Below are 14,384 nucleotides of genomic sequence, written 5' to 3' on the forward strand. Positions count from 1 at the left end.
CCTGGCATTAATATTGCCTGTATAATGGGGACGCGTATCAGGATTACCCGCCTGATCGTCTGCAGCTTGCCTACCCGGCGATGGCTGCTCACCCACTAGGAGATCACCCATGTCTACCTTGCCGGTCACACTTATGGTGGCTCGCCGTGTCGCGAAGGGCCGCTACCAAGATTTCAATCGTTGGCTCAACGAAGGGCGTGAGTTGGCGGCGGACTTTCCTGGCTACCTTGGCTCAGGCGTCCTAGCCCCTCCTCAAGAAGACGATGAGTTTCAGATTATCTTTCGTTTCGAAAACCAAGCCTCGCTGGCCGCTTGGGAGCACTCGGCATCGCGTCATGCGTGGCTGGTGCGTGGCAAAGGGCTATACGATGCACCCCACGAGCACCGCGCGACGGGACTGGACACGTGGTTCAACGTAGGGCCGGGTGTTACACCGCCCCGCTGGAAGCAAGCCGTGGCCGTATGGCTGGCTTTTTTCCCGATTTCACTGCTGTTTCAGTGGCTCTTCGGCGGCGTACTCGCCGATTGGGCGTTAGTGCCCCGCGTTCTCGTCAGCACCTTAATGCTAACGCCAGTCATGGTGTTCGTATTCATTCCACTCTCGACGCGTTTATTGGCCCCTTGGTTACAGGGTAAATGGTCACCACTGGATCTTTTGGCCCGTTTGAAACAGCAATATAGGGCATAGGGCGTGATCATCGCACTGAGACGCTCTTTTAATATTAAAATATCAATAAAACAAGGGCTTATCACGTTATGCCTACAAGAGGCGAAAAGAGATTTTCGCCTCTTGTTGCATTTGCACAGTGGCTTCCGCTTTCTCCATGAGGTTCAACGCCGTAATAGTGCTAAGCTGAGATGGCTTGCAGTCAATGGATAACTGACATTCACTTATAGTGAGTGAATCAAGTCGCCTTATGGAGCCGTTATGATCCGCGTTCACCATCTTGAAAAGTCTCGCTCGCATCGAATTTTATGGCTTTTGGAGTCATTAAATCTCGATTATGAGTTAGAAGTGTATCAACGGGATAGTAAGACGCAGCAGGCGCCGGAGGCGTTAAAAAAAGTGCATCCGTTGGGAAAGTCGCCGGTCCTTACCGATGGCGAGTTAACGATTGCGGAGTCGGGAGCCATCATCGATTACGTGGTGAACCGTTACGATGACGGCCAGCGTCAGCCGACCGCCGATGCGGGCGAGGAGTGGGTCAACTATCGTTATTGGCTACACTACGCGGAAGGCTCGTTAATGCCGTTATTGGTCATGGGGCTGGTGTTCAGTCAAGTGCCCAAACAGTCGCCTTGGTTCGTCAAGCCACTGGCCAAAGGTATTAGCGATACGGTGCGTAAGCGTTTCATTCAGCCTCAGCTAACGCAGCATATGGACATGATCGAGCAGCATCTTACAACCCGAGGCCATTTTGCAGGCGAGTGGCCCAGTGGGGCCGATATTCAAATGAGTTTTCCGCTGCAGGCGTTAAAAGCGACGCAGTCGCTGTCCGCTTATCCCTCTATCGCGGCGTTCGTGGATCGAGTAGAGAGCGATCCTGCATGGAAGCGCGTGGTGGAGCGTGCGGGACCGTTAACCATGCCGGGTGAGTAACGCCTACTATGCGGCACAAGGGAGTGTTCGCGGTGAACCGGATGCCAAGCAACCGTTCTGCCAAGCGCTTGATGGGCGCTACCTTCGGGTCTATGGCACTGCTTGTGTGTCTAGGGTGGAGCGTTGCGGCGCAGGCAGATATTCCGTTGCGAGTCGGGGTTTACCATAATCCGCCTAAACTGTTTGTGGGTGAGCAGGGCCAACTGCGTGGCGTGTTGGGTGAGCTGTTGGACGCTATGGCCCAGCAGGAGCAGTGGCAGCTCGAGAGCCACCTGTGTGATTTTCAGCAATGTTTGACGCTGCTGGAGCAGGGCGAGATCGATCTATTGCCCGACGTGGCCTGGAGCGAAGAGCGAGCAGGGCGTTTTGCGTTTCACCATGAGCCCGTCATGCATAGTTGGTCCCAGCTCTATCAAGCCAATAATCCTCGTGTGGAAGCCATCCTCGATTTAGAGCAGCAGCGCGTCGCCGTGGTGGATGGATCGATCCAGCAGAGCTACCTGGCTGCTGTGACCGAGCGCTTCGGTATTAACGTCATCTGGATGCCGGTGGATAGCTTCGCTGCGGGATTTCAAGCCGTGGCCAACGGCGAGGCGGACTTGGTGGCTTCCAACCACCTTTTTGGCGACTGGCGGGCGAGAGATTATGGTCTGCGCGAAACGCCGATCATTTTCCAGCCTTCTCGGCTATTTTATGCCGCCTCGCCCTCCTTTGCCGTTGATAGGTTAGAGCGCATCGATGCCACGTTGCTCGCCTGGAAAGACGATATGAACTCGGTGTATTACGACATCCTGAGTGCTTGGCGCTCGGGCAGTCGAGTCGATACGCTGGTCCCAACGTGGCTTTGGTGGGTCTTGGGTGGGTTACTCATCGTACTAGTGGCCGCGGTGGTGGCGACGTTAACGCTCAAACGACGTGTGACGATCAATCGCGCCAAGCTTTCCACCAACGAACACCTATTGGCGACGATACTCGACAGCGTCGATGCCTACATCTATATCAAAACGCCGTCGCTCGAATATCGTTACGTCAACCGGCAAATCAGTGAGCTGTTCCAACGTTCTCCCCAAGAGATACTCGGTAAGCGTGATGATGCTTTTTTCGATTCTGGCAGCGCGGCCGAAATGGCCGAAAACGATCGACAAGTGCTGTCGTCGGGCAAAAAAATAACGGTCGAAGAGCATAACGTCCTGCAAGGTGAAGAGCGGGTGCGCACCTTCTTATCGATCAAGATGCCTTTGGAGATGTCTCCCGGCGAAGCGCCGTGCCTGTGCGGGATCTCCACCGAGCTGACCGAGTACTTGGAGATGCAGTCGCGCACCCATCACCTAGCGTTTTACGATGCGCTGACGGGACTCCCCAATCGGCGTTTGTTGATCGAGTCGCTGGCAAAGGCCACCGACCCGGAAGAGGAGGGTGGCGGTTACAGCGCCGTGCTGATCGTAGACCTGGATAACTTCCGTCTGGTCAATGACATCCAAGGCCACGAAAGTGGCGATCAGCTGCTGGTCAATGTGGCGCAGCATCTCAAACAGCGCTTGAGTGACGATGCGACGCTGGCACGTTTTAGTAGCGATGAGTTCGTCGTGCAGGTCAACGGGCTGGGGGAGCGGCAAAGTGAGGCCGCTGCCCACGCCGAGCGACTGGCCCGCCAGCTGCTGGAAACGGTGTCGCAGCTGCGCAACGACCGTGCCCTGCCGATTAGCGCCAGTATTGGTATTACGCTTTTCGACGGCGCAGGACAGGGCGTCAATAGCGTGTTGCAGCAGGCCGACATGGCACTGCAGCAGGCCAAGGCCGCAGGGGGGAATACGCTACGCTTCTTCAATGTCGACATGCAGACCAGCGTGCTGGAGCGGGCAAGTCTCGAAGGTGATTTGCACCAAGCCCTGTCGCGTAACGAGCTGGCGCTGCATTATCAAGTGCAGGTCGACCATCAAGGCGCCACTATCGGTGTAGAGGCGCTATTGCGCTGGTACCATCCGCAGCGCGGTTGGGTATCGCCAGGCACGTTTATTCCGTTGGCGGAAGAGAACGGTTTGATCGTGCCCATCGGCTATTGGGTGCTGCAGTGCGCCTGCGAGCAACTGGCCAAGTGGTCGCATCAGCCTGCCTATGCAGGGTTGACCATTTCGGTGAACGTCAGTTCGGTACAGTTCCAGCAACCTGAATTCGTGCGTAACCTCGAAGGGTTGCTGGCACAAACCCAAGCACCGCCGGGTCGGCTGGTGTTAGAAGTGACCGAAAGCCTATTGATGCGGGAGCCCACGCGCGTCCGCAATACCATGCTCAAACTGCGCGCGCAGGGCATTCGTTTTGCGTTGGACGATTTTGGCACCGGCTATTCTTCGTTGAGTTATCTAAAGCGCCTGCCCTTGGACGAGCTGAAGATTGACCAATCCTTCATTCGCGAACTGCTCACAGACAAGGCCGATGCCGCCATCGTGGATACTACCATCCTATTGGCGGTCAGCCTTGGACTGACGGTGGTCGCGGAAGGCGTCGAGAAAAAAGAGCAGTTAGACTGGCTGAAAGGCCACGGCTGCTATCGCTATCAGGGCTACCTGTTTGGTCGCCCTACGCCCATCGAGTACCTGTTCGAGAGCTATTGAGACAAACCATTTGTCGAACCATGAGGCCCCTACAACAAAATGCCCACCTAGGTGACCTGGGTGGGCACTACGCGAACACTCAGAAGGACGCTAGCCAAAAACGCCGAAGCTTCCCGCGTTGAGCCACATGTGTACCGCGATACTGGCGATGTAGCCAAGCAAGATCACCGGCGACCAGCGCAGGTGGCCCAAAAAGGTATAGGAGCCGCGCGCTTGCCCCATGACCGCCACCCCGGCGGCGGAACCAATCGACAGCAGGCTACCGCCGACCCCTGCCGTAAGGGTGATCAATAGCCAGTGACCGTGGGACATGTCCGGCTCCATGGTGAGCACCGCAAACATCACTGGGATGTTATCGACCACGGCCGAGACCACCCCTAGGGCAATGTTGGCCCAAGTAGCGTTCCAGCCGGTATAGAGTGCTTCCGAGAGCAGACCCAGGTAGCCCATGAACCCCAGGCCACCGACGCACATCACCACTCCGTAGAAGAACAGCAGCGTGTCCCACTCGGCACGTGCCACACGGCTGAATACATCGAAAGGCACTACGCCGCCAAGCTGCTCCAACTTCTTGTTGTCGCCCAGGCGGCTGTAGCGTTCACGTTTGCGTTCCAACGAGCGGGGCAGACTTTGGCGCAGGTAGTAGCCAAAGAACTGCAAATAGCCCAGCCCTGTCATCATGCCCAAAACCGGCGGCAGGTGGAGCAGCGTATGGCAGAGAACGGCCGTGACGATGGTGAGCAAAAAGAGCGCGATGATACGCCGCGCGCCGCGCTTCAGTTGAACGTCCTCATACACGCTGCTGGGCTTTTGATCCTTGATGAACAGACTCATTACCGCCGCAGGAATCAGGAAGTTCACTAGCGAGGGGATGAACAGGATAAAGAACTCCTGGAACTGGATGATACCGGCCTGCCAGACCATCAGTGTGGTGATATCGCCAAAGGGACTAAAGGCGCCACCCGCATTCGCCGCGACGACGATGTTAATGCACGCCAAGTTGATAAAGCGTTTATCACCTTCGGCCACTTTGGTAATGACCGCGCACATCAAAAGAGCCGTGGTCAAGTTATCGGCGATGGGCGAAAGAATGAACGCCAATCCCCCGGTCAGCCAAAACAGCGTACGATAGTTGAACCCTTTGCGTAGCATCCAAGAGCGCAACGCATCGAAGACACGTCGCTCTTCCATGGCGTTGATATAGGTCATCGCCACCAACAGGAACAGCATTAGCTCGGTAAACTCCAGAAGCGTCACGCGAAACGCGTACTCGGACGTCTCAGACATCCCGTTCTGAACGTATACCCAGCCAATGAGTCCCCAGATGATGCCCGCGGCCACCAACACCGGCTTGGATTTGCGCATGTGAATCTTCTCTTCGGCCATCACGAGCGCATAGGCCAGTACGAAGACCACCACGGCAATATAGCCGACGGCTGATGTGGTCAAATCCACATCACCGGTGACCGCAAAGGCCGCTGGAGTGAACAGTAATAGTAAGGTCGCTAACAAAAAAGGCCAGCAACGAGAGTATCGAGGCTGGCCTGGGTCATGATGTAGCGTCAACATGGCGTGTTTATCCTTATAATGGGTTAAAAGAAAGGGGAATAAGCGCCGCCAGTTTAACAAGCTATATTGCGCCGCAATACGGAATTAAACCGAATGAATACGGCGTATCGCTTAGTAATGACGTCTTTTTTTAGGAAATTAACCGTTCTGCTAATAGTAAATTATGCTCAGTAGTGTAAGAAATTTAGCGGATTAAACCAAAGACGAAGATAGTGCATCGACCGAGTAGACGAAAGCGCGCTGCCTGGGTCGATGCGTGGTTCGATGAGTGGTTAATCGTGGTGGGTCGTGAGTGCCTCTTCAAGCCACCCTTGCTTCATTTGGGGCACCGACGCCAACAGCTTTTGCGTGTACGCATCGAACGGTGGGCTCAATACGGTGTCACGCTCGCCGTAACGCACCACCTGGCCTTGATGCATGACTGCAATGCTATCGGCAATCGCCTTGACGGTCGCTAGGTCGTGAGTGATGAACAGATAGGCCACGTTCTCCTGCGCCTGCAGCCGTAGCAGCAGCTTGAGAATGCCATCGGCCACTAGCGGGTCGAGCGCGCTGGTGACCTCATCGCAAATGATCAGCTTGGGTTTGGCGGCCAGCGCACGGGCAATGCACACACGCTGCTTCTGCCCGCCCGAGAGCTCGGCCGGATAGCGGTCGATGAACGCTTCTCCTAACTCGATGGCGTCGAGCAACTCGATGACGCGTTCACGGCGTGCTTTGCCTTTCAATCCAAAATAGAACGTGAGCGGGCGGCCAATGATGGTTTCCACCGTGTGGCGCGGGTTCATGGCTACGTCCGCCATTTGGTAGATCATCTGCAGCTCGCGCAGTGTCTCTTTGCTGCGCTCGGCGAGGGTGTGGGGCAGCGGCGTCTCTGCAAAGTGCAGCTGGCCCCGATTGGGGGGCAGCAGCCCGGTGATGACCCGCGCCAAGGTCGATTTACCCGACCCGGACTCGCCCACGATGGCCAGCGTCTGGCCGGCGCTCACCGACAGAGAGATCGTCTCCAACACATTGTGGCCGCTCTGATGATAGGCCGCGCTGACATCCTCGACCGCTAGCAGCGGCGTAGGTGAAGGCGGTTTTGGCGTATGCGCGATGGAACGTACCGCGACCAGCGCTTGTGTATAGGCTTCCTGGGGCGACTCGATGATCTGTGCCGTGCTGCCCATTTCGACTTTCTCGCCCTGGCGCAGCACGAGAATGTCGTCCGCGACTTGTGCGACCACGGCGAGATCGTGAGTAATGTAGAGCGCGCCAACCCCCGTGGTGTGGATGGCCCGCTTGATGGCCGCCAGCACGTCGATTTGCGTGGTGACGTCGAGTGCCGTCGTGGGTTCGTCAAAAATGATCAGGTCGGGTTTTGGGCAGAGCGCCATGGCGGTCATGGCGCGCTGTAGCTGCCCGCCCGATACCTGGTGGGGGTAGCGGCTGCCAAAGTGTTCCGGGTCGGGTAAGCCGAGTTGGCCGAACAGCTCTACGGCGCGCGCTTCGGCCTCTTGGCGTGTCGCCAGGCCATGCAGCAACGTGGTTTCGATGACCTGCTCCATCAGCGTGTGGGCGGGGTTGAACGCCGCCGCCGCTGACTGCGCCACATAGCACACCGTTTTGCCGCGCAGCTGGCGCAGCGCTTTGGGAGTGTCTTGCAGAATATCCCGGCCGTTGACCCACACTTCGCCGCTCAAGCGAATGCCGCCACGCCCGTAGCCCGCGGGTGACAAGCCAATGGTCGATTTACCCGCACCCGACTCACCGATCAGGCCCAGTACTTTGCCGCGCTCCAGGGTGAAACTGATGTCGTCGACGATGGTGATCTCCTGCGGCGCCTCACCGGGTGGATAGGCCGTGGCGTCGATGGTCAAATGGCGAATGTCTAACAGCGTATCAGCCACGGCGGCCTCCTTTTAGATCGGTGGTATGGCGTAGCACCCAGTCCGCGACCAAATTCACGGAGATGGCCAGTAGCGCGATGGCCGCCGCAGGAATCAGCGCGGCGGGTACGCCGAACACGATGCCCTGGCGGTTTTCACGCACCATACTGCCCCAGTCGGCTTCCGGTGGCTGAACGCCCAGACCCAGAAACGATAGCGAGGAGAGAAACAGCACCGCAAAAATGAACCGCAGCCCCAGTTCGGCCACCAGTGGTGTGAGGGCGTTGGGCAGTATTTCGCGGAAGATGATCCAGCTTTTACCCTCGCCGCGTAGGCGCGCGGCTTCTACGAAGTCCATCACGTTGATGTTTACGGCCACCGCCCGGGAAATACGGAACACGCGGGTCGAGTCGAGCACGCCCATGATGACGATCAGCATGAGCACGGTGCTGGGCATCACCGACAAAATGACCAGGGCAAAAATAAGCGTCGGTATCGACATGACGATATCGACGCCGCGCGAAATGAGCTGGTCCACCCAGCCCCCGTAGACCGCCGCCAGGATGCCCAGCACCGAGCCAATGGAGAACGCCAGTGCCGTGGCGAGGGCCGCAATGGTCATGGTGGTGCGCGCGCCATGTATGAGGCGTGAGAGCAGGTCGCGGCCCAGATTATCGGTGCCTAGCCAGAACTCGGCTGATGGCCCCATCCACATATCGCCCACGCTTTCGGACATGGGGTAAGGCGCGAGCCAAGGGGCAAAAAGCGCCATCACTAAAAAGCCGAACGTGAGCAGCAGGCCGATCAGCGCGGTCACTGGCATCCGTTTCAGCAGCGTTAAACATATCGACATGGTGTTGCGTTCCTGTCTGGTGACGGTGTTCAGCGGTTTATTTGGGGTGGCGCAGTCGCGGGTTGGTGACGATGGCAATGATGTCCGCCAGCATGTTGAGCCCGATGTAAACCGCCGCGAAGAGGAGCCCGACCGCCTGCACCACCGGCACATCGCGTTTGGACACATGGTCGATCAAATACTGCCCCATGCCCGGGTAAACGAAGATGACTTCGACCACGACGACGCCCACGATCAAGAAGGCGAGGTTCAGCATGACCACGTTGACCACCGGGGCAATGGCGTTGGGAAAAGCGTGTCGCGCGATGATGCGAAACAGCCCCAGGCCTTTGAGCTCCGCCGTTTCGATGTAAGGTGACTGCATCACGCTTAAAATGGCCGCCCGCGTCATCCGCATCATATGGGCGAGAATCACCAGCGTTAATGTCGCAGCAGGTAGGGCGATGGCATGTAGGCGCTCGCCCAGGCTCATGCCGCTATATACGGTGGAGACGCTGGGGAACCAGTTGAACTTCACGGCAAATAGGTAGATCAGCAGGTAACCGATGAAAAACTCCGGCAGCGAAATGGCCGTCAGCGTGGTGCCTGAAATCACCCGATCTGGCCAGCGGTTTTGGTAGCGCACCGCCACGAGCCCTAACAAAATCGCCAGCGGCACGGCGACCACCGCCGTCCAAAAGGCCAGAAATAGCGTATTGCCCGCACGGCCCCAAAGCGACTCGCCAATATCCTGACGATTGGAGAGCGCCGTGCCCAAGTCGCCTTGCAGTATGCCGCCGAGCCAGTCGAGGTAACGTAGCCAAGCGGGCTGGTCGAGACCCAGCTCGCGGCGCAGGTTGTCCACGGCTTCGGGTGTGGCGCTCTGGCCGAGAATGGACTGTGCCACGTCGCCTGGCAGCAGCTGCGTGCCGACGAAGATCAGCACCGATACGGCCAGCAGCAGTAACAGGCCCAGCGCCAAGCGCTGGGCAATCAGTTTGATGACAAAGGTGTTCATAGCAAGGTCCGGTTTAGGAAGCCAACCAGCACTTCGAGAGTGCAAAGCCCGCCATCATCTCGCCCATGGGGTGCGCTGACCAGCCCCCGACGCTATTTAATGTCGCTTCGATGTAGTCGTTGAACATCGGCAATATCAAGCCACCCTCATCGCGCACCATCATCGCCATGTCGTGGTAAAGCTCGGCACGGCGGGCGGTGTCTAGCTCGCCGCGGGCTTCACGCGCCAGGGCATCGAAGTCATCGCGAAAGAAGCGCGTATCGTTCCAGTCGGCGCTGGAGATATACGCCGTCGAGTACATCTGGTCTTGGGTGGGGCGGCCGCTCCAGTAAGAGGCGCAGAAGGGCTGTTTATTCCACACCTCTGACCAGTAACCGTCGCCGGGCTCGCGGCGAATCTCCATATTGATGCCTGCCTGGGCGCAGCTTTGCTGGAACAGCTGTGCCGCATCGACGGCGCCAGGGAAGGCAACGTCCGAGGTGCGCAGGATGATGGGGCTACTGTGGCCCGATTTTTTGTAGTGATAGTTGGCGCGTTCGGGGTCGAATTCGCGCTGAGGAATGCTATCGGGGAAGAGCGGGTAGGCGGCATTGATCGGAAAGTCGTTCCCCACGCTGCCATAGCCGCGCAGAATGCGCTCGACCATGTCGTCACGGTTGATCGCATACTTGAGTGCCAGGCGGAGATCGTTGTTATCGAACGGCGCCGTATCGCAGTGCATCGGAAACACGTACTGCGCGCGTCCCGACGTATTGTTGATGACGATGTTGGGCAGGCGCTGCACCATCTCCACGACGCGGGGCTCGACGCGGTTGATCATGTGAACCTGGCCACTCTGCAGGGCAGAAATGCGCGCGGTGGGGTCGTTGATGACGGTGATCTCGATCTGATCGGCAAAGCCGTACTCGTCGGGGTTCCAGTAGCCCTCGAAGCGCTCCGCGATCTGGCGCACGCCGGGTTGGAACTCCACGACCTTGTAAGGGCCGGTGCCGATACCCGCTGCCGGGTCGTCGATGCCGCCACCGGGCTGGATCATCAGGTGGTAGTCAGACAGCAGAAACGGCAGGTCGGCGTTGGGTTCGAGCGTCACGATCGTGACTTCATAGGTGTCGGTGGCCTGGATCGATTCGATGCCCCGCATGATGCCGAGCGCACCCGATTGCGAGTCCTCGTTCGAGTGGCGCTGCAGCGTGGCGACGACGTCTGCAGAGGTCATCTCCTGGCCGTTGTGGAACGGCACGCCGCGACGCAGTTTGAAGACCCAGGTACGCGCATCCGACGAGGACTCGACGCTTTCCGCAAGGCGGGGCGTTAGCTCGCCCTCTGGTGAAACGTTGGTCAGGGCCTCGCCCCACGATTGGCCAAACGAGTGCTGCACTTGGCTGGTCCAGCTCGCCGGGTCGAGGCTATCGGTCGATTCGCCGCCCTGCATACCGGCCTTCAAAATGCCGCCGCGCTGAGGCGTACCGGTGTTGGCAAACGCCTGGCCTGACAGCAGCGAGGCGGCAAAGGGGGCGGCCATGCCAAGGGCCATGGCGCGGCGCATGAAGTCACGCCGCGACAGCTGGCCTTGGGTGGCCTGTCGAGCTAAAGCGGCCATCGATGGGTGCATGTGGGTGGGTGCGTTGTGTTCTTTTTTCATGCGTTGATTCCCTAGGTTGGTTTAACGAGGCGAGGTGCCAAAGGCCAGTGTGTCGTAATCGCGAATCACGTGAGCGGCGAGTGTCAGGTGCTCGCCGCTCAAATGGGGCGCCGCACAGATGCCGATACCGGCCCGAAGGCCTGCGGCTTTTCCCATCGCCATATCGCCATTGGAGTCGCCAATGATGAGCGTACGCTCGGGTGTGACGCCAAGCTGCTGACAGGCAGCGAGCGCCATGTCGGGGAAGGGCTTGCCACGTGGCACTTGGTCGTGCCCCAGCACCACGGAAAAGTGGTCCGCAAGCGAAAGAAGGGAGAGATGACGCAGGGCGTTGCGATGATCATCTGATGTCACCACCGCCAATTGAACGCCTGCATGGCGAGCGCGAGCGACGAAGCCGAGAAGTCCCGCCACGGGGGTGACGCAGCGCGACCAATCGAGCGATGCATCGAGCGACTGGAGCGCGTCGTGAGTGATTTCCGTTGCGTCGTTCCACGCCAAGCCGCCCTCGAACAGGCTGAGCGCCACGATGGTGACAATGTCGTCCAGCGAGCCAATGGTGAGCGGCCCGGTCGGGTCCCACAACCGGGAGTCGGGGTAGATCCCCACGCGACGATAAAGCTCGGCAAAAGCGAGGGGCGCGGGCGGTGACGAAAACGTAGAGAGGCGGCGGTTGACCGTGGTGATGAGCTGATCGAACCAGCCAATCCAGAGGTCACCAAAATTGAGTAGCGTGCCATCCTTATCGAATAAAATGGCATCGATGGGGTAGGTAACACCTTGTACGTTGAGTTGGGGCATGTGGTTTGATGACGTTGAAACGCCTTCTCTTTTAGTGGCGGGCGCACTGAGCCATCGCCAAGATTTTTTTTGAACGTTCAATCGAAAAAGTGATTTAGCCTGGGTAATCCCACCGTTGATGTCAAGTTGATGACAGCCGATGCACAGCGCACAAAAGACGCCCATTTGGGCGAGCGCCATCTAGCGCTAAGGGCGACTAACGCAAGGGAGAATATGCCGCTATGCTAACGGTGTTGTGTGTCACGCGAAGGGTGACGAGTCGATCCATCAGGCCGAGAAGGCCATGATTGCAAAGGACGTTGAATGCGTGCCCGTATATGCTCTTTTTTTCGCACTGGTAGTGTACTGGCGCTCGCGCTGACGATGGCGAGCCTGGGGCCCGTGGCCCAGGCGCAAACACGGATGACTTACAAGTCGGCGCTCGCAGGGACGGCCTACCATCAAATGGGGAGCGAGCTTGCCCAGGCCATTCGACAGGGAAGCGACGAGACGCTCTTGCTGACCAATGAAGAGAGCCAGGGCTCGGTACAAAACATTCAAGAAGTGATGAATCGGCAGGAGCGCTATGTGTTTACCGCGCCCCCTGCGCTCGTCGCTCAAGCACAGGCGGGCGAAGGTGTCTTTGCGAGTCATGATCGCGAACGGTTCGGTGCCATTCGCGGACTGTTTCCCGTGCCATCGTTGACCATGCATTTCGTGATGGCAGGCGATGACGGTACGACCTCGATCGATGCGCTGAGCGGTAAACACGTGCTGATCGGGCGGGGCACCTTCAGCGCAGGTGAAGCCGCACGCTACTTCCGGTTGTTCGGTTTGGAAGACAGCGTGCGCCTAGCGGATGCGTCGATCACCAATGGCCCTGAAGCGCTTCGGGAAGGTCGAATCGATGCGTTCGTCACGGCTAGCTCCTACCCCACGCCGAATGTCATCGAAACGGCCTCGCTCGTGCCCATTACCCTGGTGAGCTTTACCGCTGAACAAATCGCTCAGACGGGCGCCGTGCCTCAGGTGATTCCCGGCGGCACCTACCCCGGCATCGCTCAGCCCACGCACACGACGTCGATGCCGGTAGTTGCCTACACCACCGAGCAGATGGATGTAGAGACGGCCTACCGCCTCACGAAGCTCTTCTGGGAGCAGCAGCCTTGGCTTGCAGAGCAGTCCGCTTGGTGGGGAAGCGTCACACCGGATCTGCTCACCCACCTGACGACCCCGCTTCACCCAGGCGCGCGACGCTACTACGAAGAAGCGGGTATGGAGCTGCCTGCCCATGTGCGTTAAAAAATCGTAAAGCTCAGCGCAATATAGGCTGCATAGCCGCCCAGCAGCGCTGCGCCTTCCCAGCGTGACAGGCGCATGCCGGTATAAAGAAACAGCAGGAGAAGAGCGGCCGAGCCGAGCATGACCCATTGATCGAACTGGCTGACTCGCTCGGCAATGGGCAGTGGCTGCAAACAGGCAGAGATCCCCAATATCCCCAGGACGTTGAAGATATTGCTGCCCAGGATATTCCCGACGGCGACATCGGCATGACGGCGGAGGGCCGCAATCACCGAGACGGCCATCTCCGGCAGCGACGTGCCGACCGCAACGATGGTCAAGCCGATGACCGCCTCGGAAATGCCCATGGCCTGGGCGAGACCAATCGCACCATAGAGCAGTAGCTGCGAACCGCCAATCAACATGCCAAGGCCCACGACCAGCGCGACGCTGATCATGACGGTCGACGTAGGAATGGCCGTGACTTCCTCCGCTTCGGCGGCGTGCATCTCGCCTTCGGGCAGCGGCTGTTGTCGCTCGGTGCGGTAAGCCCATACCAAATAGGCGGCGAGGGCCAGTAGCAGCAGTGCAGCCTCCCAGCGGGCCAGTTCACCGCTCCAGGCAAGTACGATGAATAGCACGCTGGCGCCGACGACCACGACGCCATCTCGCCTTAGCGCCAGAGGTTGAACCGTCATGGGGCAAATGGCGGCACATAGCCCTAAAATCAGTAAAATATTGCCGATATTGCTGCCGACGATATTGCCCACGGCGATATCGGGCTGCTCGCGTATCGCGGCATCGATCGAGACCACCAGTTCCGGGGCCGAAGTACCGAACCCCACGACCACCAGCCCCGTCAGCAACGGCGATACCCCCATACGCTTGGCACCGGCGACGGCGCCGCGTATCAATGCTTCTCCTCCGCCAAACAGCAGCACGATACCGGCCAGTAAGCTCAACCCATACAGCATGTGTCATCTTCCTTTTGATACGCTTGGTCGTTTGCCAAGCTTAGGCTTATGACATTAGCTCAGTTCGTTAGGCCTGCAAGCCCCCATGGGCAACGCATCATAAAAGAATTAAACGCAGCAGGCACGGTAGGCGGTTGCCAATCAACTCGATAGCATAGTGCGTGACGGGGAGTGACACCGCAGTGAGCGCCGAGCAAACCATGCG

General features: G+C 58.5%; 11 protein-coding genes. 4 read left to right on the top strand and 7 right to left on the bottom strand.

All coding sequences use genetic code 11. The features are described from left to right. Window positions 1–109: 109 nt before the first annotated feature. From FHJ80_RS14000 to FHJ80_RS14010, 3 genes are all read left to right on the top strand, one after another. The gene (locus tag FHJ80_RS14000; protein ID WP_139527939.1) at window positions 110–688 is read left to right on the top strand and encodes an antibiotic biosynthesis monooxygenase; all 579 of its coding nucleotides are present in this window, start codon (window positions 110–112) and stop codon (window positions 686–688) included. A gap of 240 nt (window positions 689–928) precedes the next feature. Further along, the gene (locus FHJ80_RS14005) at window positions 929–1,600 is read left to right on the top strand and encodes a glutathione S-transferase (RefSeq protein ID WP_139527940.1); all 672 of its coding nucleotides are present in this window, start codon (window positions 929–931) and stop codon (window positions 1,598–1,600) included. Between the two features lie 92 nt (window positions 1,601–1,692). Then, window positions 1,693–4,212 (top strand): EAL domain-containing protein, encoded by a 2,520-nt coding sequence (locus FHJ80_RS14010; RefSeq protein ID WP_139528010.1) that lies wholly within the window; start codon window positions 1,693–1,695, stop codon window positions 4,210–4,212. A gap of 90 nt (window positions 4,213–4,302) precedes the next feature. On the opposite strand, the gene nhaD is transcribed toward FHJ80_RS14010, so the two are convergent. From nhaD to FHJ80_RS14040, 6 genes are all read right to left on the bottom strand, one after another. Next, a complete protein-coding gene (nhaD, locus tag FHJ80_RS14015) occupies window positions 4,303–5,781 on the bottom strand; it encodes a sodium:proton antiporter NhaD (protein WP_139527941.1) in 1,479 nt (492 codons plus the stop codon). A gap of 272 nt (window positions 5,782–6,053) precedes the next feature. Beyond that, window positions 6,054–7,673, bottom strand: a complete 1,620-nt coding sequence (locus FHJ80_RS14020) for an ABC transporter ATP-binding protein (protein WP_139527942.1) — start codon at window positions 7,671–7,673, stop codon at window positions 6,054–6,056. Then, on the bottom strand, window positions 7,666–8,505 hold the full coding sequence (locus FHJ80_RS14025; protein ID WP_139527943.1) for an ABC transporter permease: 840 nt from the start codon (window positions 8,503–8,505) through the stop codon (window positions 7,666–7,668). The genes FHJ80_RS14020 and FHJ80_RS14025 overlap by 8 nt, the downstream gene beginning before the upstream one ends. A gap of 37 nt (window positions 8,506–8,542) precedes the next feature. After that, window positions 8,543–9,502 (bottom strand): ABC transporter permease, encoded by a 960-nt coding sequence (locus FHJ80_RS14030; protein WP_139527944.1) that lies wholly within the window; start codon window positions 9,500–9,502, stop codon window positions 8,543–8,545. Window positions 9,503–9,515: 13 nt separating this feature from the next. Next, entirely contained in the window at window positions 9,516–11,144 is a 1,629-nt protein-coding gene (locus FHJ80_RS14035; protein WP_255303965.1) for an ABC transporter substrate-binding protein, read from the bottom strand. A gap of 21 nt (window positions 11,145–11,165) precedes the next feature. Further along, on the bottom strand, window positions 11,166–11,945 hold the full coding sequence (locus tag FHJ80_RS14040; RefSeq protein ID WP_176558249.1) for an HAD family phosphatase: 780 nt from the start codon (window positions 11,943–11,945) through the stop codon (window positions 11,166–11,168). A gap of 303 nt (window positions 11,946–12,248) precedes the next feature. On the opposite strand from FHJ80_RS14040, the gene FHJ80_RS14045 reads away from it, so the two are divergent. Then, window positions 12,249–13,226: a TAXI family TRAP transporter solute-binding subunit gene (locus FHJ80_RS14045; protein WP_139527946.1), complete on the top strand. Its 978-nt coding sequence runs from the start codon at window positions 12,249–12,251 to the stop codon at window positions 13,224–13,226. Here the strand turns inward: FHJ80_RS14045 and FHJ80_RS14050 are convergent. Continuing rightward, window positions 13,223–14,179: a calcium/sodium antiporter gene (locus FHJ80_RS14050; RefSeq protein ID WP_139527947.1), complete on the bottom strand. Its 957-nt coding sequence runs from the start codon at window positions 14,177–14,179 to the stop codon at window positions 13,223–13,225. The two genes, FHJ80_RS14045 and FHJ80_RS14050, sit on opposite strands and share 4 nt — an antisense overlap. Window positions 14,180–14,384 lie beyond the last annotated feature (205 nt).

Source organism: Halomonas sp. BL6 (genome assembly GCF_006228115.1).
In the GTDB taxonomy this organism is placed as follows: domain Bacteria; phylum Pseudomonadota; class Gammaproteobacteria; order Pseudomonadales; family Halomonadaceae; genus Vreelandella; species Vreelandella piezotolerans.